This window comes from Bradyrhizobium sp. F1.13.3 (genome assembly GCF_040548265.1).
Taxonomy (GTDB): Bacteria; Pseudomonadota; Alphaproteobacteria; order Rhizobiales; family Xanthobacteraceae; genus Bradyrhizobium.
On the sequence record NZ_JBEPRI010000001.1, the window covers coordinates 629,053 to 653,868 of the forward strand.

The 24,816-nt window shown below is 63.3% G+C and carries 24 protein-coding genes; 11 read left to right on the forward strand and 13 right to left on the reverse strand.

The features are described 5' to 3' along the window. Window positions 1-149 precede the first annotated feature (149 nt). Complete coding sequence (locus ABIB66_RS02880; protein ID WP_007608382.1) at window positions 150-362, forward strand: hypothetical protein; 213 nt, start codon at window positions 150-152, stop codon at window positions 360-362. Between the two features lie 58 nt (window positions 363-420). Here the strand turns inward: ABIB66_RS02880 and ABIB66_RS02885 are convergent, their stop codons facing one another. The 4 genes from ABIB66_RS02885 to ABIB66_RS02900 form a co-directional block, all read right to left on the reverse strand. Further along, window positions 421-2,622, reverse strand: coding sequence for a xanthine dehydrogenase family protein molybdopterin-binding subunit (locus tag ABIB66_RS02885; RefSeq protein WP_354254098.1), 2,202 nt, complete (start codon window positions 2,620-2,622; stop codon window positions 421-423). Between the two features lie 7 nt (window positions 2,623-2,629). After that, complete coding sequence (locus ABIB66_RS02890; protein WP_275167684.1) at window positions 2,630-3,646, reverse strand: FAD binding domain-containing protein; 1,017 nt, start codon at window positions 3,644-3,646, stop codon at window positions 2,630-2,632. Further along, window positions 3,643-4,134 carry a (2Fe-2S)-binding protein gene (locus tag ABIB66_RS02895; protein ID WP_354206689.1) on the reverse strand — a complete coding sequence of 164 codons (492 nt, stop codon included), beginning with the start codon at window positions 4,132-4,134 and terminating at the stop codon, window positions 3,643-3,645. Before ABIB66_RS02895 ends, ABIB66_RS02890 begins: the two co-directional genes overlap by 4 nt. A gap of 149 nt (window positions 4,135-4,283) precedes the next feature. Continuing rightward, entirely contained in the window at window positions 4,284-4,763 is a 480-nt protein-coding gene (locus tag ABIB66_RS02900) for an Lrp/AsnC family transcriptional regulator (RefSeq protein WP_354206687.1), read from the reverse strand. 133 nt (window positions 4,764-4,896) lie between these two features. Between ABIB66_RS02900 and ald the strand changes: the two genes are divergently transcribed. Then, window positions 4,897-6,012: an alanine dehydrogenase gene (ald, locus tag ABIB66_RS02905; RefSeq protein ID WP_354206685.1), complete on the forward strand. Its 1,116-nt coding sequence runs from the start codon at window positions 4,897-4,899 to the stop codon at window positions 6,010-6,012. Between the two features lie 9 nt (window positions 6,013-6,021). Here ald and ABIB66_RS02910 read toward each other — a convergent pair whose 3' ends face one another. From ABIB66_RS02910 to ABIB66_RS02925, 4 genes are read right to left on the reverse strand one after another with little or no spacing between them, the layout of a single operon-like run. Then, on the reverse strand, window positions 6,022-6,657 hold the full coding sequence (locus ABIB66_RS02910; protein WP_354206683.1) for a 2-hydroxychromene-2-carboxylate isomerase: 636 nt from the start codon (window positions 6,655-6,657) through the stop codon (window positions 6,022-6,024). Between the two features lie 18 nt (window positions 6,658-6,675). Then, the gene (locus tag ABIB66_RS02915; protein WP_354206681.1) at window positions 6,676-8,586 is read right to left on the reverse strand and encodes a flavin-containing monooxygenase; all 1,911 of its coding nucleotides are present in this window, start codon (window positions 8,584-8,586) and stop codon (window positions 6,676-6,678) included. Beyond that, window positions 8,583-9,230, reverse strand: a complete 648-nt coding sequence (locus ABIB66_RS02920; protein ID WP_354254100.1) for a TetR/AcrR family transcriptional regulator — start codon at window positions 9,228-9,230, stop codon at window positions 8,583-8,585. The genes ABIB66_RS02915 and ABIB66_RS02920 overlap by 4 nt, the downstream gene beginning before the upstream one ends. After that, window positions 9,227-10,720: an AMP-binding protein gene (locus ABIB66_RS02925; protein WP_354254102.1), complete on the reverse strand. Its 1,494-nt coding sequence runs from the start codon at window positions 10,718-10,720 to the stop codon at window positions 9,227-9,229. The genes ABIB66_RS02920 and ABIB66_RS02925 overlap by 4 nt, the downstream gene beginning before the upstream one ends. A 168-nt stretch (window positions 10,721-10,888) precedes the next feature. On the opposite strand from ABIB66_RS02925, the gene ABIB66_RS02930 reads away from it, so the two are divergent. The 7 genes from ABIB66_RS02930 (at window position 10,889) to ABIB66_RS02960 (ending at window position 17,210) form a co-directional block, all read left to right on the forward strand. Continuing rightward, window positions 10,889-12,148 (forward strand): ABC transporter substrate-binding protein, encoded by a 1,260-nt coding sequence (locus tag ABIB66_RS02930; protein WP_275167676.1) that lies wholly within the window; start codon window positions 10,889-10,891, stop codon window positions 12,146-12,148. Window positions 12,149-12,235: 87 nt separating this feature from the next. Further along, window positions 12,236-13,138 (forward strand): branched-chain amino acid ABC transporter permease, encoded by a 903-nt coding sequence (locus tag ABIB66_RS02935; RefSeq protein ID WP_275167675.1) that lies wholly within the window; start codon window positions 12,236-12,238, stop codon window positions 13,136-13,138. Next, window positions 13,135-14,154: a branched-chain amino acid ABC transporter permease gene (locus tag ABIB66_RS02940; protein WP_354206676.1), complete on the forward strand. Its 1,020-nt coding sequence runs from the start codon at window positions 13,135-13,137 to the stop codon at window positions 14,152-14,154. The genes ABIB66_RS02935 and ABIB66_RS02940 overlap by 4 nt, the downstream gene beginning before the upstream one ends. Window positions 14,155-14,156: 2 nt before the next feature. Then, complete coding sequence (locus ABIB66_RS02945) at window positions 14,157-14,912, forward strand: ABC transporter ATP-binding protein (RefSeq protein ID WP_354206674.1); 756 nt, start codon at window positions 14,157-14,159, stop codon at window positions 14,910-14,912. After that, on the forward strand, window positions 14,909-15,619 hold the full coding sequence (locus ABIB66_RS02950; RefSeq protein ID WP_354206672.1) for an ABC transporter ATP-binding protein: 711 nt from the start codon (window positions 14,909-14,911) through the stop codon (window positions 15,617-15,619). The genes ABIB66_RS02945 and ABIB66_RS02950 overlap by 4 nt, the downstream gene beginning before the upstream one ends. 203 nt (window positions 15,620-15,822) lie before the next feature. Next, complete coding sequence (locus tag ABIB66_RS02955; RefSeq protein ID WP_231171117.1) at window positions 15,823-16,002, forward strand: hypothetical protein; 180 nt, start codon at window positions 15,823-15,825, stop codon at window positions 16,000-16,002. Window positions 16,003-16,151: 149 nt separating this feature from the next. Then, the gene (locus ABIB66_RS02960; protein ID WP_275167670.1) at window positions 16,152-17,210 is read left to right on the forward strand and encodes a YeiH family protein; all 1,059 of its coding nucleotides are present in this window, start codon (window positions 16,152-16,154) and stop codon (window positions 17,208-17,210) included. A gap of 136 nt (window positions 17,211-17,346) precedes the next feature. Here ABIB66_RS02960 and ABIB66_RS02965 read toward each other — a convergent pair whose 3' ends face one another. From ABIB66_RS02965 to ABIB66_RS02985, 5 genes are all read right to left on the reverse strand, one after another. Next, a complete protein-coding gene (locus ABIB66_RS02965) occupies window positions 17,347-18,219 on the reverse strand; it encodes an ABC transporter ATP-binding protein (RefSeq protein WP_275167669.1) in 873 nt (290 codons plus the stop codon). Next, window positions 18,216-19,124, reverse strand: coding sequence for an ABC transporter permease (locus tag ABIB66_RS02970; protein ID WP_473301099.1), 909 nt, complete (start codon window positions 19,122-19,124; stop codon window positions 18,216-18,218). Before ABIB66_RS02970 ends, ABIB66_RS02965 begins: the two co-directional genes overlap by 4 nt. Next, entirely contained in the window at window positions 19,121-20,542 is a 1,422-nt protein-coding gene (locus ABIB66_RS02975; RefSeq protein ID WP_354206667.1) for an ABC transporter substrate-binding protein, read from the reverse strand. The genes ABIB66_RS02970 and ABIB66_RS02975 overlap by 4 nt, the downstream gene beginning before the upstream one ends. A gap of 165 nt (window positions 20,543-20,707) precedes the next feature. Continuing rightward, window positions 20,708-21,484: a Crp/Fnr family transcriptional regulator gene (locus tag ABIB66_RS02980; RefSeq protein WP_354206665.1), complete on the reverse strand. Its 777-nt coding sequence runs from the start codon at window positions 21,482-21,484 to the stop codon at window positions 20,708-20,710. A 190-nt stretch (window positions 21,485-21,674) separates the two neighbouring features. Continuing rightward, window positions 21,675-21,971, reverse strand: coding sequence for a gamma-butyrobetaine hydroxylase-like domain-containing protein (locus ABIB66_RS02985; RefSeq protein WP_247288899.1), 297 nt, complete (start codon window positions 21,969-21,971; stop codon window positions 21,675-21,677). Window positions 21,972-22,179: 208 nt separating this feature from the next. Here ABIB66_RS02985 and ABIB66_RS02990 point away from each other — a divergent pair, with 208 nt between their 5' ends. Both ABIB66_RS02990 and ABIB66_RS02995 read left to right on the forward strand, forming a co-directional pair. Further along, the gene (locus tag ABIB66_RS02990; protein ID WP_354206662.1) at window positions 22,180-22,953 is read left to right on the forward strand and encodes a ferredoxin--NADP reductase; all 774 of its coding nucleotides are present in this window, start codon (window positions 22,180-22,182) and stop codon (window positions 22,951-22,953) included. Window positions 22,954-23,057: 104 nt separating this feature from the next. After that, on the forward strand, window positions 23,058-24,800 hold the full coding sequence (locus ABIB66_RS02995) for a fumarate reductase/succinate dehydrogenase flavoprotein subunit (RefSeq protein ID WP_354206660.1): 1,743 nt from the start codon (window positions 23,058-23,060) through the stop codon (window positions 24,798-24,800). Window positions 24,801-24,816: the final 16 nt, after the last annotated feature.

The window sequence follows — 24,816 nt, forward strand, 5'->3', positions numbered from 1 at the left end:
CCTGCTGTCCATTTCCCGGTTAGCGCTACGCGCCACGGAATGATCGACGGGCGGGAACCGCGCCGCCTTTGATCCGCGTCAAAATCTCCCTCCCGCAATCCGGCTAAATGGGATTAGAGTGAGCGCCGCCGGGGCAGGCAGGAGGTCCCATGTCAACTTATGTGGTCAGGTTCATGAAGGACGTGCTCGGCCAGTACGGCCGGCAGATCGAGGTGTGCCAGGGCACGCTTGAGATCGACGCCTCCGACGAGGACGAAGCCAGAGAGCGGGCGAAGGCGAGGTTTTGCGAGGATCAGGCGCTGCACCACTGGTCGTTGCATGCCGACCGCATCCAGGTCAGACCGGCTGACTTTCCGTCGTGAGGCCTGGCGGCCGGGCCCCGTGAGGTGACGCTGGCGCCGAGCCGACCGCTGCACCGTCTCAGTCCAACAACTTGTCCAGTGTGATCGGGAAGCGGCGGATGCGTTTGCCGGTGGCGTGATAGACGGCGTTTGCGATCGCCGCCGGGACGCCGACGATGCCGATCTCGCCCAGTCCCTTGATGCCGAGCTTGTTGATACGATTGTCCGGCTCGTCGACGAAGATCACGTCGATATCGTGAACATCCGCATTCACCGGGATGTGGTACTCGGCGATGTTCGCGTTCATGATCCGGCCGAAGCGATGATCCATCACCGTCTCCTCGTGCAGGGCCATCCCGATCCCCCAGACCACGCTGCCCATGATTTGGCTGCGGCCGGTCTTGGTGTTGAGAATCCGCCCGGCCGCGACGGCGCTGACCACGCGCGTGACGCGAATGACGCCCAGCTCTTCGTCGACTTTGACCTCGGCAAAGACGGCTGAATGGGTATTGCGCGCGTGCTTCTTGTCCTCGTCGAACTGGTTGAGCTTTTCCTTCTCGATGCGTTCGACGCCGCCATGGCGCATCGCGTCGGCGATCGAGACCGCGCGTCTGGTGTCGCTGGCCCCGGCAATGCTGCCGTCGATCAGGACCGTATCGGCCAACTCGGCGCCGGCGAGCGGCGAGCCAGGGATTTTTCCGGCCAGACCTAACAGCTCCTTGCGCACCTCCTCGGCGGCTGCGAGCACCGCATGTGCGCTCGAGGCAGCCATCCAGGAGCCGCCCTCGACGGGCGCCTGGGGCAGACTGGAATCTGCGAGCCTGACGCTGATGTTCTCGATCGGCAGGCCGAGTGCGTCGGCTGCGACCTGAGCCACAATGGTGTAGGTGCCGGTGCCGATGTCGGATGCGGCGCATGACACCTCGGCATGTCCGTTCGACGTCAGCACGATACGGACGGCGACCGGCATCTGCAGTGCTTCCCACACGCCCGTCGCCATGCCCCAGCCGACCAGATCCTTGCCGTCGCGCATCGAGCGAGGCGCAGGATTGCGTCTGCTCCAGCCGAAGGCGTCCGCGCCGCGCGCGTAGCATTCGCGCAACTGCTTGCTGGTGTAGGGCAGGTTTTCGCTCTGGTCCCGGTCCGAGTAGCACTTCAACCGCAGTTCGACCGGGTCGAGCTTGAGCGCGACGGCGAGCTCGTCCATGGCGCATTCGAGCGCGCAGACGCCCGACGCCGCGCCCGGTGCGCGCATGTCGCACGGCGTGGAGACGTCAAGGTGGACGAGCTTATGGGAGAAGCGGCTGTTCGGGCTCTTGTAGAGCTGTTCGGCCCAGCCGGTATCGTTGCGTGCAAAATCCTCATAGCGCGAGGTGACGGCAATGGCCTCGTGCGTGATCGCGTCGAGCGTACCATCGGATTTTGCGCCCAGCCCGACGCGCTCGATGGTCATCGGCCGATAGCCGAGCCCGTACATCTGCTGCCGCGTCAGCACGACGCGCACGGACCGCTTCAGCGCGAGCGCGCCGAGCGTTGCCAACACCACCTGATATTGCGGCCGCAAGCCGGAGCCGAAGGCGCCGCCGACGTATGGCGAGGCCACCCGAATGTCATCCGGCTTCTTGTCGAACACGCCGCATAGAAACTTGTGGACGTTCTGGACGCCTTGGGTCTTGTCGTAGATCGTGAGCTTGCCATTGTCGTCCCAGACCGCCGTGGTCGCATAGAGCTCCATCGGGTTGTGATGCTCGGTCGGTATCACGTAGTCCGCCTCGTGGCGCACATCAGCTCCCGCAAGGGCGGCTGCGGCGTCGCCCCGCGGCTTGTGCGGCTTGTCCTTTTCGGCAGCGTTGCTGCGCTCGCCTTCGAGGTCGGTCGCAAAACTATGTTGCTCATATTCGACCCGCACCAGCGTCGCGGCGAATTTCGCGGTTTCCCAGTCCTCCGCCACGACCAGCGCGATCGGTTGGCCATTGAACCTGATCGTGTCATCATAAAGCGGACGGAAGGGCGACCCATCCGGTGCAACCTCGTCCTTCCACGCCTCGTCCTTGTCGACCAGCGGCGGACGGTTCGCATGCGTGAGCACGTCGAGCACGCCCTTGACCTGCTGTGCCGTATTGGTGTCGAGGCGGACAATGCGCCCGCATGAAATGGTGGCCTCGACAACGAAGCCATGGAGGAGCCTGTCGGCCGGGAATTCGCCGGCGTATTTGGCGGCCCCCGTGACCTTGGCCCGTCCGTCGACACGCGACGTTGGCGTTCCGACATAAGCGTTCATAGGGTCCTCACGCGATCTTCTTGTGAGCCTGGGATTGCGGCGTGGCATTTGCCGCCTGTGTCAGTGTGCGCACGATGGCGCGGCGTGCGAGCTCGACCTTGAAGCCGTTATGCGAGCGGGTCGTTGCTCCCTGAAGCAAGAGATCCGCGGCGTGTGAGAAGTGATCGGGCGTCGCGGCCTGGCCGCGCAACGCAGCTTCCGCCTCGAGGCTGCGCCAGGGCTTGTGAGCCACGCCGCCGAGCGCCACGCGTGCCCCGCCGATCGCGTTGCCCTCCAATTCGAGTGCGGCGGCAACCGAGACCAGAGCAAAAGCATAGGACATCCGGTCGCGAATTTTCAGGTAGCTGTAGTTTTGAGCAAAGCCGCGCGGCGGCAGCTCGATCGCCGTGATGATCTCACCGGTGCCGAGATTGGTATCGACATGAGGCTTGTCGCCGGGCAGCCGATGGAAATCGGTCAGCGCGATGGTGCGTTCGCCGGATGGGCCGGCGATGTGCACGAGCGCATCGAGCGCGGCAAGCGCCACGCTCATATCGGATGGATTGGTCGCGATGCAGGCGGCGCTCGTACCCAGGATCGCATGGTTGCGGTTGAGGCCGTCCATCGCCGAGCAGCCGCTGCCGGGATGTCGCTTGTTGCAGGGCGTGGCCGTGTCATAGAAATAGGCGCAGCGCGTTCGCTGCATCAGATTGCCGCCGACCGACGCCATGTTGCGCAGTTGCGCCGAGGCGCCGGCCAGAATGGCGCTGGCGAGCAGGGGATAGCGCTGCTCGATCAATGGATGGTAGGCGAGGTCCGAGTTCGGCACCAGGGCGCCGATGCGCAAGGACCCGTCGGGGGTCTCCTCGACCTTGCGGAGCGGCAGGCGGGAAATGTCGATCAGCCGGGTGGGGCGCTCGACATTCTCCTTCATCAGGTCGATCAGATTGGTGCCCCCGGCAATCAGTTTGGCGCCGGGATCGGCGGCGAGCAGGCGGATCGCGTCGGCGACATCAGTGGCTCGGGCGTACTGAAAGTTGTTCATGGCTGGCCCATTGCCTGCTGGATGGCGGCGACGATGTTCGGATAGGCGCCGCAGCGGCAGAGGTTTCCGCTCATCAGCTCCCGGATCTCGTCGGCATCGTGGACATGGCCTTCGACGAGCAGTCCGGCCGCCGAGCATATTTGTCCCGGCGTGCAATAGCCGCACTGGAAGGCGTCATGGTCGATGAAAGCCTGTTGGAGGGGATGCAGCGCGCCGTCTTTGGCAAGACCTTCGACGGTCGTGATCTCGGCGCCGTCCTTCATGACGGCGAGCGTGAGGCAGGAATTGACGCGCCGGCCATCCACCAGCACCGTGCAGGCGCCGCACTGACCATGGTCGCAGCCCTTCTTGGTGCCGCTCAGCGCAAGATGGTCCCGCAAGGCGTCGAGCAGCGTGGTCCATGGCACGAGATCGAGCGTGTGACTGACGCCGTTGACGACAAGATGGATCGGGATTCGTTCGGAAATCTGATGCGTGACATCGCCCATGTCCTGCTCCCTGCGACGGCGACCGTGCCGGACATCAGCCGTGTTGACGCGGGGGCACGCCTCCGCCGGCCAATAGCGCCCAACGGACCACCGACCGGTTGGTTCCTTTTGCTTCCTTGCCGATAGTTCGCCTGTCCGAGAGGTTGCGATCAGCGCTTTGCTTCGCCGAACACCACATTCGGCACGGCGCGGTCGACAACCTCGCGGAGCGCGAAGCTCGATTGTACCCGCGCAACGCGCGGCAGGCGCGACAGCTCCATGCGGTGGATGCGCTCGAAATCCTGGATGTCGCGGGCGAGCACGATCAGGATGTAGTCGTCGGTCCCCGACATCAGGAAGCAGCGCACGACGGACGGGCATTTCACCACCTCCGCCTCGAACGCCTTTAGCGCCTCGTCGCTTTGGCTTTCCAGCGCGATACGGACCAGCACCGTGGTAGTGAGGCCGAATTGTGCGAGGTCGAGCGTAGCCTGATAGCCCTGGATGTAGCCGTCGTCTTCCAGCGCCTTCTGCCGCCGCCCGAGCGCGGTGCTGGACAGGCCAACCTTGTTGGCGAGCTCGGTGTGGCTGGCCCGCGCATTGGTCGTGAGTTCCGCGAGGATGGCGAGATCTTTCCGGTCGAGGGCCAAAGTTTCGTTTCCAGCGTGAAAGGGCGTTTGCGCGCCGGAAGCCGGCGCAGGGAGGCCAAAGCTAGCGGATATTTGCACGAAACCAAACCGGGCACGCCGCTACAATCATGAGGTGAATCAAAAGGAGCCCAGGATGCGCGTCGGTGTGCCCAAGGAGATCAAAGTGCAGGAATATCGCGTCGGGCTCACCCCCGGTGCGGTCCGCGAATATGTCGCGGCGGGGCACGAGGTGACGGTCGAAGCCGGTGCGGGCGGCGGCATCGGCGCCTCCGACGAAGTCTACCGGCGGGCAGGGGCCATCATAGCCGAAAGCGCTCGCGACATCTTCGCGAAGTCCGACATGATCGTGAAGGTGAAGGAGCCCCAGAAAAGCGAGTGGGCCCAGCTCCGCGAAAACCAGATCCTGTTCACTTATCTCCATCTTGCGCCGGATCCCGAACAGGCCCGGGGTTTGCTTGCCTCCGGCTGCACTGCGATCGCCTATGAAACCGTCACCGACGCGGCCGGTCACCTCCCCCTGCTTGCGCCGATGAGCGAAGTCGCCGGCCGCCTTGCCATCGAGGCTGCCGGCGCCGCGCTCAAGCGCTCGGTTGGCGGCCGCGGGCTGCTGCTGGGCGGCGTTCCCGGCGTGCAGTCGGCGCGGGTCGTCGTGCTCGGCGGCGGCGTGGTGGGAACGCAAGCCGCCCGCATGGCCGCGGGCCTTGGCGCCGAAGTCACCGTGATCGACCGTTCGATTCCTCGATTGCGGGAGCTTGACGATCTCTTTGCCGGGCGCGTGCGCACCCGCTTCTCCACCATCGAGTCGGTCGAGGAGGAGGTGTTCGCTGCCGACGTCGTGATCGGCGCTGTGCTGGTGCCGGGCGCGAGTGCGCCCAAGCTCGTCACGCGCGCGATGTTGACATCGATGCGACCGGGCGCCGTGCTGGTCGACGTCGCGATCGATCAGGGCGGTTGCTTCGAGACCTCGCACCCGACCACGCATGCCGATCCGACCTATCTGGTTGACGGCATCGTGCATTATTGCGTGGCTAACATGCCCGGCGCGGTGCCGGTGACGTCGAGTCAGGCGCTGAACAACGCGACGCTGCCGTTCGGCTTGATGCTCGCGAACAAGGGTTTTGCCGCGGTGTTGGAAAATCCACATCTGCGCAACGGGCTGAATGTGTATCGCGGCCGCATCGCCAACAAGGCGGTGGCCGAAAGCCTCGGGCTGGAGTTTGCTCCGGTCGAGAGTGGGCTGGCGGCGTAGCGTTGCTGCTCATACCGGCTTGCGATGGCGGCTGCCGAGCGCGGCCTCGATCGTCTCGGGATGTTTGATGCGTTCGATCAGCATGTCAATGCGGTCGCCACCCCAGAACAGCTCGCCGTTGAACACCATGGTCGGGACGCCGAACACGCCGAGCGCTTCGGCCTCGTCGATGATGCGGTCGTGTTCGGCGCGGGCAGGGCCGTGGACGTAGGCTTCGAACTCACCGGCTGAGCCACCGCAGGACATGATGACGTCGGTGATTGCGGCGAGATCGTCGATCTCGAGCTCATGGCTCCAGAACCGACGAAACACCGTGTCGTGATACGGACGGAAGAAGCCGTGCTGTTGGGCGAACAGCATGCCGACGCTGGAATAGAACGCGTCGTAGATCCGCCGAGGCCCTTTCATGACGAGCCCTTGCGCATTGGCATAGCGCCGGGCGTCCATATAGGCGTAGCGGACCTTGCGCCAGAAATGCGGCGTGCGCTCTTCCACGGTCCCCATGAATTCGGCAACGCGCAGCGTATAGGGCAGCCATTCGAGCTCGACGCCGTGCGTCTCCTGCAGTTCGAACAGGCGCTTGTTGGCTACGAACGCGTAGGGGCTCTTGTAGTCAGTGTAGATACGCACGTGGGGCTTCGGCATGACAGCTCCCTCCCTAGCTCACGCCTTCGTCAGCTTGTAGTGCCGCAGATCCGGATCATGCGTCATGCGCCAGTAATCCACGAATCGCCAGGGCATCGCGGAAAACACGCGGCCGCTCGAATTGCGATAGTACGTGCTCATGCCGGGATGAGTCCAGATCATTGCCTCGTGCTCGGCATCGACCTTCTGGACGTAGTCGTCCAGTACTTCCTTGCGGAGATCGATCGCGGCGACGTCGTGCTCGATCATGGCGGCGAGGCAGGCGGAGATGTAGCGGCTTTGGCATTCCGACTGGAAGATGACGCTGCCCCCATGCGCGGGACCGGAATTGGGGCCGAGCATGCAGAAGAAATTGGGAAAACCGGGGACGGTAAGGCCGAGAAACGCGGTCGGATTGTCGTTGCCCCAGGCCTCGCGCAAATCCTTGCCGTCGCGGCCGCTGATGTTGAGGCGCGCGGCCATCTCCGTGACCTTGAAGCCGGTGGCGACCACGATCGTGTCGGCGGGGCGATGCTTGCCGTCCGCGGTGACGATGCCGCTCTGTTCAAAATGATCGATCGCGTCGGTGACGAGCTCGACGTTCGGGCGCGTCAGGGTTTTGAACCAGTTGTTGTCGAGCAAAATGCGCTTGCCATAGGGCGGATAGGTCGGGACGCATTTTTCGATCAGGTCCGGTCGGTCCTTCAATTCCGATCGAATGAAATCGGTCAGTTCCTGACGATGCCGGTCGTTGCCCTTGTTGACGGCGCGTTCCGGATGCGGCCAGGCCGGGTCCTTGCGCAGGAAGGGCAATAGCCCGTCGCCATAGCGCCAGAACATGTTGAAGCGATACCATTGCAGATAGAAGGGCAGATGTGCGAGCAGCCAGCGCGCGCCTTCGCTGATGGGGTCGGCATACCCTTTCACCGGCCGCGCCCATTGCGCGCTGCGCTGATAGATCGTGACCGAGGCGACACGGTCGGCAATCGCCGGCACGAGCTGCATCGATGTCGCGCCGGTGCCGATCACGGCGACATGCTTGCCGTCGAGTTTGATGTCATCGGACCACAGCGCGGAATGCAGGATCGTTCCCTCGAAGTCTTCCTCGCCCCTGAAGCTGGCGCGAGAGGGATCGTTGAGCTGGCCGATCGCCGAGACCAGCGCGGTGGATTCGAACGTTTCCTCGCCATTCTCGGTCCTGAGCGTCGAGATCCAGCGCCGCTTGCCTTCGTCCCAATGCGACGAGGTCAGCTCGGTGTTGACGCGCAGATGCTTGCGGAGGCCGTACTCGTCGGCGACCTTGACCAAATATCCATGCAACTCCTCGCGCTGGCAGAAGTAGCGGGTCCAGGCATTGCCCGAGCCGAACGAGTAGGAATAGGAGTGGTTCGGCGTGTCGACGCCGCAGCCGGGATAGCGGTTGATCCACCAAGTGCCGCCGAGCTCCTCATTCTTCTCGACGATGGTGTAGGGAATGCCGAGATGGCCGAGTGCGACGGCGAGCGCGATGGCACAGACGCCGGCACCCACGATCAGCACATGCTGCTCGGCGAGTTGTTGGTCTGAAGGGCGCTTGGTCCAGCGCGTTTCGCGCGGCACGAAACCCATCTCCTCGCGCATCAGGGGCGCATATTCCGGCGAGACATTCTCGCCGAGACAGGCGCGCATCATCTTTAGCAATAGCTCCTCGCCGGGATCGGTGATCACGGGCTTAGGCGTGCCGCCGGCAAAGAGCTTGACGACCGCGGCGCGGATCTCATCCTGGATCTCCCGGGGCACGCCGGCTTCGGGATCGGGAATGAGGCGGATGTCGCGCTTTGGCAGATAAGGCGGTTCCAGCCATCGTTCGTCGCCGGTCATGTGCACCAGCACCATCAGCAGGCAGCGGATGTCCCCTTCTGCAATCGCCGAGGTGAGGTCGATCGCCTTGTGCGGAGATTCGATGTTCATAGCGTGTCCTGATCTCCGGATGCAGTGAAGAGGCCGCGCGTCATCAGCTTGCGATAGGCGGAGATGACGTGGTCGGGAACAGCGGTGACACCATCGGCGGAATAGGAGTAGCGGCGGCTGAGATAGCCGCGCGAGCCCATCAGCATGTGGACGATCGCCTCGAACTCCTCGTCGCTGTAATTCTCGATCGCGCCTGAACGTCGCGCGCGACGCAAAATGCGGACATAGGCGACCGAGATGTTGTCGAGATGCTTCTGGTAGCCGTGGGGTGCGAAGAATTCGGCCTCGTTGAGGATCCGCAGAAATTCCGGGACCTCGCGGATGAAGTCGAAGAAGGCGGAGAAGCGCGCGATCTCCTGCCGTGCTGCATCCGCCGTGCCGGTGCGGGCGCGGATGAACTCGACCATGTCGAGGCCGATCTTCGGCAGCAGCTGATCGAGCAGCTCCTGACGGTTCTCGAAATGATTGTAGAAGGTACCTTGCGCGACGCCAGCCTCCTCGGTGATGCGCGCAACGGAGGCCTCGGCATAGCCGTGCTTGCCGACGATTTTCGTGGCGGCCTCGAAGATCTTCTGCTTGGTCCAGGCGTTGCGCTCGACGCGGTTGAGCTTTGTGACTTTCTCGGTGGCGGGGCCTCGCGTCATGCCACGGTCTCCAGTTCAGCGCGCAGCACGCGCTTGAGAATTTTTCCGGACGGATTGCGCGGCAGGCTGGCGCGGATGATGAGCTGTTTCGGTACCTTGAAGCTCGCCAGCCGTAACTGGCAATGCTCGATGAGGGCCGCGAGCTCGAGGCTCGCGCCTTCGGCCAGCACGACGATCGCGATCGGCCGCTCACCCCAGCGCGGATCGCGCAGGCCGATCACCGCGACCTCGCGCACCTCGGGCAAATCGTAGATGACACGCTCGACCTCGGAGGATGCGATGTTCTCGCCGCCGGAGATGATCATGTCCTTCTTGCGGTCGGTCAAATACAGGAAGCCGTCGTCGTCGAGATAGCCGACGTCGCCGCTGCGAAACCACTCGCCGAAGAAGGCTGACGCAGTCTTCTCCGGATCCTTCCAATAGCCGCGCATGATCTTCGGTCCGCGCAGGCAGATCTCGCCATTGACGTTTGGCGGCAGCTTGTTGCCGTCCTCATCGCGGATCTCGATCTCGACGTGAGCAATGGCGCGCCCGGTGGACCCGATCTTCTCGATTTCGCGGCCGGCGTCCATGAAGGTGTCGCCGCCGACGGTCTCGGTTAGGCCGTAGGCGTCGATGTAGCGCGCATTTCGAAAATAATCGGAGAAGGCGCTGATACGCAGTTCAGGCGTCTTCTCGCCGCCGCCGATCGCCCATTTCAGGCTCGACACGTCGTAGCGGTTACGCATCGTGCAGGTGAGCATCGCCGTGGTCATGACAGGCGCGAACCATGCGGCATTGAGCTTGTCTTCCGCGATTGCCGCAAGCGCGCTCTCCGGTTCGAAAGAGCGCCCGATATGGATGAAGCCGCCATGCCAGAGCACGGCGATGCCGGGCAAATCGAGCGCGCCGACGTGATAGAGCGGGCCGACGACGAGAAGGCGCGTCTCCGCGCTCAAGCCCAGTGCGATCGTCTGGTCCGCCGACTTCCAGTAGAAATTATCGTAACTGAGCATCACCCCCTTAGGGCGGTCGGTAGTGCCCGAGGTGTACATCAGACGCATCAGGTCGGACGGCTGGCGGACGTTCATCGGCGCGGCCGCAGAGTCGCCGGCGAGGCACGTCACGCTCTGCTGTGCTGCCTCGTCGAATATGACAACTCGCGCTCCAGCGGCATCCACAGCCAATTCTTCATCGGCAATCAACAGGCGAGCACCGGCATCGCCAGTGATGTAGCCGACCTCATCGCGCGAGAGGCGGAAGTTGATCGGTAAAAACACCGCGCCGAGATGGCTTGTGGCAAAGACGAGTTCCAGGAAGGCTGCACTGTTCTTCATCAGCACGGCTACGACGTCGCCGGCGCCGATGCCTTGTGCCGCGAGCCAGCCGGCCACCTTCCGCACGCGCGCGTCGAAGACCGCATAGGAGATCTCCTCGCCGCGATATTTCAGCGCAGGCCGGTCGGGCGTGCGCCGGGCATGAAAGGCAACGAAGCTCGACAGGTTGATCATTTGCGGGGTTTGGGCCGATGGCCGGCGCCGTTTCCTGTATAATGAATTCTGACTCATAATTCATGTTCGGCTTGACGTCACCCCCTGCCTCTGAAATCCTTGGGAACACGGAGACGAGAGATCTCCGGCTGGGATCAGGACACGCCGACCCGACAGAGGGAGGGAAAAATGACGAGAACCCGCACGCCGGGCATCAGCCGCCGTTCAACATTGGCGCTGATGGGCGCCGGTGCGATGAGTGTTGCCGCGCCGTGGGTGGCGCGCGCGCAAGCCAAGACCATCAAGATCGGCATGCCGACGATCTTGTCGGGCCGGGTCGCGCAGCTCGGCACGTCGTCCCGCAACGCGGTGATGCTCGAGGTCGACAAGGTCAACGCAGCCGGCGGGCTCGCTGGGCGGCAGATCGAAATGGTGATCCGCGACTCCAAGGGCCAGCCGCAGGAAGCTGCCCGCGTCGCGCGCGAACTCGTCAACACTGACGGCTGCGAGTGGCTGATCGACGGCGAGGCTTCGTCCGGATCGTTCGCGGTGCACGAGGTGGCGCGCGATCTCGGCGTGCTCTGTGTCCACACCTGCTCGGAAGCGTCGTCGCTGACGGCCGATCCGAAGCAGCACGTTCCAAACGCGTTCCGCTGCGTGCGCCAGGGCATTCACGATTCCATCGTCGGCGGCAGCTATGCGGCTGCGATCTCGAAAGCCAAGGGCCTGAAAAAATGGGCGACCTGCTCGCCCGATTATGCCTATGGCCGCGACACCACCGGCGAGTTCACGCTGTATCTGAAGCGCTTCGCGCCGGATGTCGAGATCATCAGCGAGTCCTGGCCCAAACTGTTTCAGCCCGACTATACCGAAGTGGTGACCAAGATTTTGCAGGCCAAGCCGCAGGCGCTGTACTCCTGCTTATGGGGCGGCGATCTGACCTCCTATATCGACCAGGCTAACATCTACGCGATGTTCGGCCAGATGGAGGTGTTTGCCGTCAATATGGCCGACTACACCGCGCTCACCGTGGTGAAGAACCTACCCAAGGGCATCCATTCCGGCAATCGCTACATCAAGTCGTTCCCGACCACGCCGGAAAATGCGGCCTGGGGCGATGCCTACAAGGCCAAGTACAACGAATATCCGACCAACTGGTCGTGGCAGAACGCGACCGCGGTGATGTTCCTCGCCGAAGCCGCGAAGAAGGCCAATTCAACCGATGGCAAGAAGATCGCCGAGGTCTTGAAGGGCCTCACCATCAAGTGCCCGTTCGGCGCCGACGGCACCGTGACCATGCGCGGCGACGACCACACCCTTGTTGGCTACGCCATCGGCTGGGGCACCACGATCCCGCAGGAGCCCTATGTCCCCGAGGTCAAGGCCGGCGACTGGAAGACCATCTTCGAGCTCGAGGCCGAGTGGAAGAAGAGCAAGGGCTACACCTGATCGCCCGCGCGACGGAGGCGAGCGATCGCCTCCGTCTTCGTTTAGCTCTCCGCGCCGGGATCGGCGCACGACAATGAAAGTGCCCCCGTGGATCTCGACGCGCTTGCCGGCTGCCTCTCCAGCTCCGCTTGCCTGGTGACGCAAACCACCAGCGGCCTCATCATCGGCATGCTGCTGTTCCTGGTCGCGGTTGGGCTGACACTAATTTTTGGCGTGCTCAAGATCGTCAATTTCAGCCACGGCGCCTTCTACATGTTCGGCGCTTATTTCGCGATGACGGCCTATCAGCTCACGGGCAGCTTTGCACTCGCGATGCTTGCCGGTGCAGCTGGTACCGCGGTCCTTGGGTTGATCTTCGAGCGCGTCTTCATGAGCCGCGTCTATGGTGCCGATGTGCTGATGCAGCTGCTCGTCTGCTACGCCTTCGTGCTGATCTTCGATGATGTGGTGCGGCTGATCTGGGGGCCGGAATTCAGGTCGATGGGCATGCCCGCGGCGTTCCAGGTGATGCCGTTGTTCATCGCGGGTGGCGTCGTGCCGCCTTATTATCTGCTGCTGATCGGCGTGGCGCTGGTCGCGGCGATCGTGCTCGGTATTGGGCTCTCACGCAGCCGCATCGGCAAGGTGATCCGTGCCGCCGCGCACAATCCCGGCATGGTATCCGCGCTCGGAATCAACACCGGTCTGATCTACGGCGGCGTGTTCGCGCTCGGCGGGATGCTGGCCGGCCTCGCCGGCGCGCTCGCCGCACCAGTGCGTTCGCTGACCCCGGGCATGGGATTCTCGGTGCTGATCGAATCCTTCATCGTCACCGTGATCGGCGGCATGGGCTCGATTGTGGGCGCGCTGGTTGGCGCGTTGCTGCTCGGCCTGATCCGTTCGTTCGGCTCGCTCGGCTTTCCCCTGTTCACGGAAGGCCTGATGTATCTGTTCATGGTGATCGTGCTGGTCTCAAAGCCCACCGGCCTGTTCGGCAAGGAGGCGGCATGACCGAGCTGGAGGCCGGGCGCGCCGACAGGCTGGCGCCGGTGCGCAGCGTCGCCGCGCTTCAACGCTATCGCGATGCCCTCATCGCGCTGATCGCCTTCGCCGTGCTGGCCAGTTTGCCGCTGTTGACTGACAGCAAGGCGCTGCTCGATTTCGTCATTCGCTGCTCCGCCTATGGCCTGTTCGCGACCTCGCTCAACCTGCTGGTCGGCTACACCGGGCTGACCTCGTTCGGCCACGGCATGTTCTTCGGCCTCGGGGCCTACAGTTTCGGCCTGATCATGCAGAAGCTCGGCGTGCCCATTCCGGTCGCGTTCGTCGCGACGCTGGCGATCACTGCGTTCGTCGCAGCTGTTATCGGCGCCATCTGCGTGCGGCTGAAGGAGATCTACTTCGCCTTCGTCACGCTGGCGTTCCAGATGCTGATCCACTCGACCATCCTGTCCTGGGCCTCCTTCACCGGCGGCGACCAGGGCCTGCGCGGCGGCATTCCGCGGCCCACATTTCTCGGCGTCAATCTCGCCAATCATGTCCATCTCTACATCGCGAGCTGCGCGCTTCTCATCCTCGGCCTGCTGGCAATGCGCCAGATCGCGCAATCGCCCTTCGGCTACACGCTGCGCATGATCCGGGACAACGCTGCGCGCGCGAGCTTCCTCGGCATCGACGTCTGGCGCGCAAAGCTCACCGTGTTCGTGCTGGCGGCGCTGTTTGCCTCGATGGGCGGCATGGTGATGGCGCTGTTCGTCTCCGGCGCCTATCCCGAATTCGCCTATTGGACCATCTCGGGCGAGGGCATTTTCATCAACATGCTCGGCGGCGTCTCGACCTTCCTCGGGCCGATGGTCGGGACCGTACTGCTGCTGCTGCTCAACGACACAGTCACGCGATTCACCGAATACCACGGCATCGTGCTCGGCGTCGTCATCCTGTTCTTCGCGCTGGGCCTGCGCAAAGGCCTGCTGGATTTCGTCGCCGAATGGTACACGCACCGGCGCGATGCGGGCGAGGGGCGCTAGCCATGCTTGAAATCCGCAACCTCGCAAAATCCTTTGGCGGTGTGAAAGCGACCAACGACGTCTCTCTCGACTTCCCCGACGGCTCGCTCACGGCCGTGATCGGCCCGAACGGCGCGGGCAAGAGCACGTTCTTCAACTTGATCACCGGGGCGCTGAAGCCGGATTCCGGAGAGGTGCTGCTCGATGGCGTTGATCTCGCCGGCCGCTCGCCGCCGGAGATCGTCCGCCATGGCATCGGCCGGGCGTTTCAGGTCGCCAGCATCTTTAAATCGCTGACGGTGCAGGAGACCATGCTCGCCGCGGTCAGCGCCGACCAGCGCACCTCCGCGGTGCTGCACAAGCGCTTTCCGTTGCCCGAGACGCGCGATCGCGCCGAGCACGTGATGGAGCTGCTGGGTCTCGCCGGCAAACGCAATCGCACCGCCGCGACCTTGTCGCATGGCGACCAGAAGCTGCTCGACATCGCGCTGGCGCTGGTGCTCGAACCGAAAGTGCTGCTGCTGGACGAGCCGACCGCCGGCATGGGCCCGGAAGAGCGCTGGCGCATGATTGACAAGGTGCGTGAGCTCTGGGAGACGCAAAAGATCACCGTGGTCTTCATCGAGCACGACATGGACATCGTGTTCAAGATCGCACCGAAAATCGTGGTGCTCTGCTACGGCCGCATTCTCGCGAACGGTACGCCCGACGAGATCCGCAATGACAGTGCCGTGATCGAGGCCTATCTCGGCACCGACCATGCGGGAGCCGCCGCATGAGCGCTGTGATCGAAGTCGCCGATCTCGATGTCTACTACGGCACGAGCCAGATCCTGTTCGGCGTCACGCTCGCGGTGCGGCAGGGCGAGACCATGGCACTGCTCGGCCGCAACGGCGCAGGCAAGTCGACGACCATGAAGGCGATCATGGGCTTGGCGCCACCGCGACGGGGTCAAATCAGCCTGCGCGGCGCGGTGATCTCCGGCCGCAAGCCGCACCATATCGCGCGCGCCGGCCTCGGCTTCGTGCCGGAGGACCGCCAGATCTTTCCGGAGCATACGGTTGAGGACAACCTCGTCATCGGCCGGAAGCGCGGACCGGAGGGCCAGGACGAATGGCCCATCAAGCGCATCTACGAAGTCTTCCCGCTGCTGGAGCCGCTACGCCACCGCATCGCCGGGCGCCTGTCAGGCGGCGAGCAGCAGATGCTCGCGATCGCGCGTACGCTGATGGGCAATCCTGCGCTGCTGCTGCTGGACGAGCCGAGCGAGGGTCTCGCGCCGATCATCGTGCAGCGGATCGGCGAGTTGTTGCGGCAGCTCCGTCAGCTCGGATCGACCGTGCTGATCGCCGAGCAGAACATGCATTTCTGCCTGGGGCTGGCGAGCCATGCCACTGTCATCGACAAGGGCCAGATCGTCTATGCCGCCGCGATCGACGAGCTGAAGGCCAACGAGACGATCCGGCGACGTTATCTGGCCCTCTAGGCGGAGCCGCCAGTGTCCAAATAGGCCAAAAGAAGAAAACTGTTGCCCCAGGTCTAATGGACGGAAGGAGTTTCCCCGTCGAGGGGCAAATACGCCAATCGCTTCCATTGCCGTTTCGGGCTGAAACGACGACATTCCATTCACAATTTGATGGATTGACTGCTATGGAACGCACCAGGTTTGAGCCTTTCGGCGAGCAATTGGTGTCCGCAACGGACACGCAGCCGCGCTCGCGCGGGTCGAAGCTGCTGCTGCGGGTCGGCACCGGCCTGTTCTGGTCGCTGGTCGCCGGTATCGTGCTGGCGCGCGCGGCCTTCTTCGAGCCCGGCGTCTATGACGGCTTTAGCCGCGTCGCGTCACTGGCCAAGAGCTTGATCTTCTAAGGCGCGCCTGATCTTCTAAAGGGCGTCTGACCTTCCGAGCCGGATTATTCCGGGCTGAGGATAGAACTTCCCTCGGCCCTGATATGTCGAAAACTTATTTCCCAATCGGCTGGCGCTGCGTATAAATCCTTCTCCTCTGGGAGAGATTTGTGTCGCAGAATCAAGCATCCAGCCCCGCCGACGCTAAGCCGACCACGGCCACCAGCCGCATCGTCGCGCTGATTCCCGGCATCCTCCTCTGCATCGCCGTGGCCGGCGTTTCGGCCCTGCTCGAACGGGCGGAATTGGGCGTCTTCGAACATCCCTATGTCGAGGCGCTGGTGATGGCTATCTTGCTTGGCATGGCCGTGCGCAGCTTCTGGAAACCCGCGCCGCGCTGGCAGTCCGGCATCGCCTTCAGCGCCAAGCAGCTGCTCGAAGTCGCCGTCATGCTGCTGGGGGCCTCGATCAGCTTTGCCGCGATCGCGGCGTCCGGCGTCGCGCTGTTGGCCTCGATCGCAGCGGTCGTCGTGATCGCGCTCAGCGTCTCCTTCGGCATCAGCCGCCTGCTTGGTCTTTCGACGCGGCTTTCGATCCTGATCGCCTGCGGCAACTCGATCTGCGGTAATTCGGCGATTGCGGCGGTGGCGCCGATCATCGGCGCCAACAATGACGAGATCGCATCCTCGATCTCCTTCACCGCGATCCTCGGCGTGATGATGGTGCTCGGCCTGCCGCTGCTGATTCCGTTGCTGCAGCTATCGGCTACGCAGTACGGCATCCTCGCAGGCCTCACCGTCTATGCCGTGCCTCAGGTGCTGGCCGCGACGGTGCCGGCTGGGCTCGTCTCGACGCAGATCGGCACGCTGGTCAAGCTGATGCGCGTGCTGATGCTCGGGCCGGTGGTCGTCGGCCTCTCGCTGACGGCCTCGCGCTGGCACAGCGAAGCCAAGAAGACCAATGTCGGCTTCTTTCGCCTGGTCCCGTGGTTTATCCTCGGCTTCCTTGCGCTGGCGACTCTGCGCTCGCTCGAGATCGTGCCGTCCACGGTGGTTGCCCCGATCACGCGGATCACGGGTTTTCTCACAGTGGTGTCGATGGCCGCGCTTGGCCTCGGCGTCGATGTGAAGGTGCTTGCCAATGTCGGCGGACGGGTGACGGCGGCCGTGACGCTGTCGCTGCTGCTGCTGCTCGGCATCAGCATCGCACTGGTGCACTGGTTCAAGTGATCGAAGCTAGGTGCCGTAGGGTGGGCAAAGGCGAGAAGCGCCGTGCCCACCATCTCGTCGCGCGTACAAAAGTGGTGGGCACGCTTCGCTTTGCCCACCCTACGAGACCGTCATCCCGTAAGCGGGAGCGATGAAATCAAATCACATCCGCGAGCGAATGCCCGTGCAGCTCGATGTTCAGCCCCTGCATACCCATGTCGTTGAGCTCGCCGCCCATCGCCTTGATGCTTTCCTCGCGGATCAGCGACATCAGTCCCCGGCGCAACCCCAGGAACTCCGACGACATCATCATCGACTGCTGCCGCGGCCGCTCCAGCGGGATCGGAATCTCCGCCTTGATCGAGCCGGGGCGTGCGGTCATGCAGTAGACGCGGTCGGAGAGGAAGATCGCCTCGTCGATGTCGTGGGTGACGAACAGCACCGAGATCTTCAGCCGCTGCCACATGTTGGTGAGGATCTGCTGCATGATGACCCGGGTCTGCGCATCGAGCGCGCCGAAGGGCTCGTCCAGCAACAACACTTTGGGTCCCGTCGCGAGCGCACGCACGATGCCCACGCGCTGCTTCATGCCACCTGAGAGTTTCTCGGGATAATGCTTTTCGAAGGCTTCGAGGCCCGCGAGTCCCAGCAGCGTGCGCGCGGCGCGCTCGCGCTGCGAGCGCGGCATGCCGCGCATCTTCAGGCCGAACTCGACGTTCTCTCGCACCGTCTTCCAGGGAAACAGCGAATATTGCTGGAACACCATGCCGCGCTCGGCGCTGGGGCCGTTCACCTTCTCGCCGTCGACGGTGACGATGCCCGTCGTCGGCTTGAGGAAGCCGGCGACCGCGTTGAGCAGCGTCGACTTTCCGCACCCGGAGGGACCGACGATCGAGACGAACTCGCCAGGCTTCACATGTATCTGCGTATCGGTGACGGCTTCGACCGGCCCCTCGATGCTGTCGTAGCTGAGGGAGAAGTTTTTGACCTCGATATGGCCCTGCGGTGCCTTGACAACGACCTCGCTCATTTCAGCCTCCACGGCATCACCAATTGTCCGGCCCCCCGGATCAGCATGCTGGATCCGAGGCCGAGCACGCCGATCGCGATCATGCCGAGCGCGATGTCGGCATACTGAACCAGCGAATAGGCCTCCCAGGTGAAATAGCCAATGCCGTACTGCCCCGAGATCATCTCGGCGGCGATCAGCGACACCCAGGCCACGCCCATGCCGACGGTGAGGCCGGTGAAGATGTGCGGGAGCGAGGCCGGAAAATACACATCGCGGAAAATCGAGCGCTCCCGCGCGCCGAGACATTGCGCGGCGCGCACCAGCACGGGATCGACCAGCGACATGCCGTGCAGCGTGTTGACCAGGATCGGGAAGAACGAGCCGAGGAACGTGATGTAGACGATGCTCTGCTCGTTGGTCGGCCACAGCATGATGGCCATTGGCACCCAGGCGATCGCCGGGATCGGCCGCAGCACCTCCGCCACGGGGAAGATGATCTCGTGGACGAGCTTGAAGCGGCCCATGATCAGGCCGAGCGGCACGGCGACGATCGCCGCGAGCGAGAAGCCGAAGAAGATGCGCCGGCAGCTCAGGAGGACGTGCAGCAGGAATTTCGGATCGTGGATCGCCTTGGTGAAGCTCGCATAGACCGCGAGCGGCGAGGGCACGTTGGTGAAGCGCACGAAGAACACGACGCGATAGGTCGTTAGCAGGTGCCAGACCAGCAGGAAGGCGAGCAGCGAGATAATGCCGATCGCGGTCGCACGCAGTCCGCCCCGGTTGAGCCGGTACCAGCGCAGTGCCAGCGTGCCGAAGGAGGGCGGTGATGCGGGTGAAGTGGAGGCGGGCATGGCGCTGGCCTCCGCGATTGCGCTTGCCGGCATGCTGTCCTCGGAATGTCTGAGGAGGGCGGGACTGCTCACGTCTTGCCCCCGCCGACCGCCGCCTTCACCGCGTCGTCGAAGCCGAGCACCTTGCCGCTGATCTTGGCGGCATAGGCTTCAGCGTCCTTCTTCAACAGGAACGGCGCAACCTCGCCATTGCCGACCGCGAAGAAGGCCTGGTCGGCGAACAGCTTGATGCCGCGCGTGGTATCGAACACGTAGGTGACGTTGATCTTCTTGCCCTTGGCCTTGTAGTCGGCATAGGCGCCGAGCGTGCAACTCGCCGACGAGAAGGGCATGATGCCTGCCTGGTCGACCCAGACCTCGCCGGCCTTGCGCGGATCTGCGATCGGCTTCTTGCAGAATGAATCTTCGCCGGAGATCTCGTAGTTGCTGGCGCTAGCGAGCCGCGCGTCATAGTCGAGCTTCATCTCGGCATAGGCCTTGCGGATGTAGCTGTCGTCGACCCATTTCGTGGGATCGAACTCCTTCATCCGGCCGAGGTTCTGCAGCACCTTGACGTCGGCCGTGGCGGCGTCGATCAATGCCGGCTTGATCGAGGGATCGGTGGTCATGTTGCCGCTGGGGCCAAGGAAGATGTAGACGACCTCCTTGTTGATGCCGGTCCATTCCTGGATCTTCTCGGCGGCGAGCTTGGGATCGTCGCGCAGCCACTGATTGGCGGCGATCAGCGCCTTGAAGTAGGCGACGACGACTTCGGGGTATTTCTCGGCGAAATCGGTGCGCACGACGATGCCGTGGAAAGTCGGGAGATTGGTCTCGACACCGTCAAAGATCTTTCGTGCAAAGCCGCGAAACGGCAGCAGCTCGGCGAACGGGACGAAGTCGGCATGCGCGTCGATCTTCTTCTCCTGGAGATTGGTCGACCCGACCTCCGGGCTCTGGCTGACCAGCTGGAAGAAATCCGACGCGTAGCCGCGGTCCTGCATCGCCTTCAGCACCATGCCGTGCGCGGCAGAGCCGAACGGCACGCTCACGAGCTTGCCCTTGAGATCGGCGAGATCGTAGTAGGGCGAATCCTTGTGCACGACGATGCCGTTGCCGGAGCCCGACAGGCTGTAGGCGGCGATGCCGATCAGCCGGCTCTTGCTCTCCGGATTGCTGTCGAAAGTGAAGCCGTTCACGATCAGCGGATAGTCGCCCATCATGCCGATCTGCAGCTTGTTCGCCATCATCGCATTGGTGACGGGCGGACCGGATGTGAAGTTCTGCCACTCCAGCTCGAACTTGATGTTGGCGTATTTGCCCTCCTTCGGCAGATATTTTTCGAGGAGATGGAGCTGGCGGATGACGACGCCGGCGGTCACCGTGTTGGTCGTGGTGTCCTGCGTTCCGATGCCGAGCGTAACGGTTTCCGCCGCGGCCGGCTGGGCGAGGAGAAGCGCCAGCGACGTCACCGACATCGCGATCGAGAGCGTGGGAAGATGGCGGACCATTCTCATCCTCATTCGGTTGGATGTGCTGTGGTTGCCATGATTGGGTGAGGGCGTGGGCAGGGCAAATCCGGAATGAGCGCCACAGTCGATTAGTTGCCGGGAAAAGTTGATTGCATAGTCCTTGGGCAGTCCTGCAATATAAAGCCGCTTGCGTGGGCACCAGCCCTAGTCAGACGCTTGCCCTCGCATTTCTTCCAGCACGTCGGGCCGGCAGACCACGATCTGGGAGCGCTTGGTCAGCACGATTCCCTTCTCCTGCATGCGCTTCAGGCTGATCGTGACCCATTGCCTGGTGGCGCCGACCATGTGGGCAATATCGGCATGGGTGAAGGCGGCCGCGATCACCCGGCCGTCGGCGTCATCGACGCCATAGAGGTCGACGAGATGCAGCAACAGATGCGCAAGGCGCTGCGTGATCGAGCGCGTCCCCAACATCTGGGCCAGCGCCGAATAGCACTTGCCCTTAAAGGTCAGGCCTTCGATCAGGCCGATCGCGAGGTTCGGAATCTCGACGGCAAGGGATCGCAGTTCCTTTCCGGGCAGATGCACCACGCTGCAATTGCTGGATGCAACGCCGGACCATTGATGCACGGTGCCTTCGAACACTTCCGGCCCGCCGACGAAATTGCCGACATGCCAATAGGCCAGCGTGATCTCGCGGCCGAGCGGGGAGGTGTAGAACACCCGGATACGGCCGCTCTCGATCAGCCAGATACCGTCATGCTTGCCGCCCTGGCTGAACAGCGTCTGGCCACGGTTGAGCACTTTTCGGCGGCCCTGCTTCAGCACCAGCTCCCGCTCGCGCTGGCTGAGCTTGTCCATCAACGCCGGCGGTCCGCCGATCCATTGCTGGTTCTCGGTCAGCAGCAGCGAGGAACCGCCAGCAGGCCGGACCGTTGCGGGGCCGGTCCCGCGAACCACATTGGCCGCCTGCAACATCATCTGCCTCCGGAACGTTCAAACCGTTCTAAAGAGGAGCAATGTCCGTGCCAATCACTCACCTGTTGTCGCCCTGCGAAGACCGGGCGATCCAGTATTCCAGGGAAAGCAATGGGATACGGAGGGGCCGCGGCGTACTGGATTTCCCGCCTGCGCGGGGAATGACAGCGGAACGCGGGAAGGAATCCTGTCCCTAGCGCCCGGCCAGGCTCAGCAAATACGGCTTCGGGTAAATCCCCCGGTTGTGCCCATCCGAAAACGAGATGTTCAGCCCGTAACCGAGATCGCCGATCTCGGTGATCGCGATGCCTGGAAACCGCTCGGGGAAGCGGCCGTCGAAGCGGGCACGGGTGCAGTGGGCGCATTTGCAGGAGAGGCGAAGCGTTTCCGCCGGCAAGTCCAGCGTGTCATCCTGAGCGGTGCGGACGCGGAGCGTCGCGAGGTCGGCGCTTGCTTCGTAATCTGCCACGGTCGGGGCCACCAAGGTCATGACGTGTCTCCGACCCTTCTCTACGTTGCCGCAGCGCTGCCGCGATAGCAACTAATTGCCAGGCGCAGGTGCGAGGCGCTGATCTTTGCTGCCTGCTCCTCGATCATCGCCCACGAAATGTGAAACTAATCGACCGGGAATTTCAGTTCGGCGTTGCCGGATTCCTGTCTCTCCGAAACCTTGTGCGCAATCGAGATCAGGAGAGACGATGAGCGCATTTCAAAAGGAAACAGTCCTGTCGGTCAGGCACTGGACCGATAGCCTGTTCAGCTTCACCGCGACGCGCGATCCGGGCTTCCGCTTCCAGAACGGCCAGTTCGCGATGATCGGGCTGGAAGTCGAGGGCAAGCCGTTGCTGCGGGCCTACAGCATGGCGAGCGCCAATCACGAGGAGGCGCTCGAGTTCTTCTCGATCAAGGTGCAGGACGGTCCGCTGACCTCACGCCTTCAGAAAATCAGGGAGGGGGACGTCATCCTGGTCGGCCGCAAGGCCACGGGCACGCTGATCACGGGCAATCTCATTCCCGGTAAACGCCTGTTGCTGCTCTCGACCGGAACGGGGCTCGCGCCGTTCGCCAGCCTGATCAAGGACCCCGACGTCTACGAGAATTACGAGACCATCGTGCTCGCCCACGGTTGCCGCCAGGTCTCCGAGCTCTCCTATGGCGAGCACCTCGTCGAAGGCCTGCGCGATCACGAGTTCTTCGGGCCGCCGATCCGCGACAAGCTCGTCTACTACCCGACCGTTACCCGCGAGCCGTTCAGGAATCGCGGCCGCATCTCCGACCTGATCGCGTCGAACCAGCTGTTCGACGATATCGGGCAGTCGGGACTCGATATCGAGACCGACCGCATCATGCTGTGCGGCAGCCCTGCGATGCTGGAGGAACTTCCCGCGATGCTTTCCGCGCGTGGCTTTGTCGAGGGCAATCACAGCCGCCCCGGCCATTTCGTGATCGAAAAAGCCTTTGTCGAGCGCTGAGGCGCAAATCGCACCTCGGCGACAACTAATTGCTATCGCCGGGACGCCTGCTGAACAAATCTGATGCAAAGGCGCCGGACCTGCCGGCGAACCAGGAGCAAGCGATGTCACTAGATCAGATCGTCGACGGACTTTCGGAGGTTTCCTGCGACGTGCTCGTCATCGGCGGCGGCACGGCCGGCCCGATGGCGGCGTTGAAGGCGAAGCTGAAGAATCCGAAGGCCAATGTCGTCCTGCTCGAGAAGGCCAACGTCAAGCGCTCCGGAGCGATCTCGATGGGCATGGACGGCTTGAACAACGCCGTCATTCCCGGCTACGCGACGCCGGAGCAGTACACCAAGGAAATCACCATCGCCAATGACGGCATCGTCGATCAGAAGGCGGTCTACAAATACGCGCAGAACTGCTACTCGATCATCGAGGAGCTCGACAGTTTCGGCATCCGCTTCCTGAAGAACGAGAACGGCGACTACGCCGTCAAGAAGGTGCATCACATCGGCACCTACGTGCTGCCGATGCCGAACGGCGAGACCGTGAAGAAGGCCCTGTATCGCCAGCTCCGCCGCGCCCGCATCCTGATCTCCAACCGCTACATGGCGACGCGGCTGCTCAAATCCGCCGACGGCCGCGTTGCCGGCGCGATCAGCGTTAATACCCGTACCGCCGAGATGCTGGTGATCAAGGCCAAGGCCGTCATCCTGTGCATGGGCGCCGCCGGCCGTCTCGGCCTGCCGACCTCCGGCTACATGTTCGGCACCTACGAGAATGCGGCCAATTCCGGTGACGGCTATTCCATGGCCTATCACGCCGGAGCGGCTCTGGCGAACCTCGAATGTTACCAGATCAATCCGCTGATCAAGGACTATAATGGGCCGGCCTGCGCCTATGTCGCCGGTCCCTTCGGCGCCTTCACCGCCAACAACGAGGGATCGCGCTTCATCGAATGCGATTACTGGTCCGGCCAGATGATGCTGGAGTTTTACAATGAGCTGTTGTCCGGCAAGGGCCCGGTGTTCCTCCAGCTCAAGCATCTCCATCCCGACACGATTTCCGAGATCGAATCGACGCTGCACAAGGTCGAGCGTCCCACACGCGGCCTGTTCCAGCAGGGGCGCGGCGTCGACTATCGCAGCGAGTCGATCGAGATGCATATTTCCGAGATCGGCTTCTGCTCCGGTCACAGTGCGTCAGGCGTGTTCGTCGACGACAATGCGCGCACCACCGTGCCGGGCCTCTATGCCGCCGGCGACATGGCGAGCGTGCCGCACAATTACATGCTCGGCGCCTTCACCAACGGTTCGGTCGCCGGCATCGACGCGATGGAGTTCGCGGACAATCACGACTTCGCGGAATTCGATGCGGCCGATGTCGCCAGCGAACGTGACCGCGTGATGGCGCCGACCAAACGCGAGGACGGCATTCCGCCGAACCAGATCGAGTACAAAACCCGGCGTCTCGTTAATGACTATCTCCAGCCGCCGAAAGTCACGCGCAAATACGAGCTCGGCATGCGTCGGCTCGCCGAAGCGAGGGAAGACATGCAGGAGCGGATGATCGCGCGCAATGCGCACGAACTGCTCCGCGCGCTCGAAGTACAGTCGATCATGGACTGCGCGGACATGGCGGTGCATGCCTCGCTCTACCGCGAGGAAAGCCGCTGGGGCCTCTATCACTGGCGGACGGATTTCCCGGAGAAGGACAACGAGAATTGGTTCTGCCACACGCTGCTCAGCAAGCAGGACGGCAAGATGACCAGCGAGAAGCGTGCCGTGGAGCCCTATATCGTGCCGATCGCCGACGACGAGAAGGATCTCTACGACAAGCAGCGCATCCGCGCGACAGCCTGACCCGCCGCACAAATAA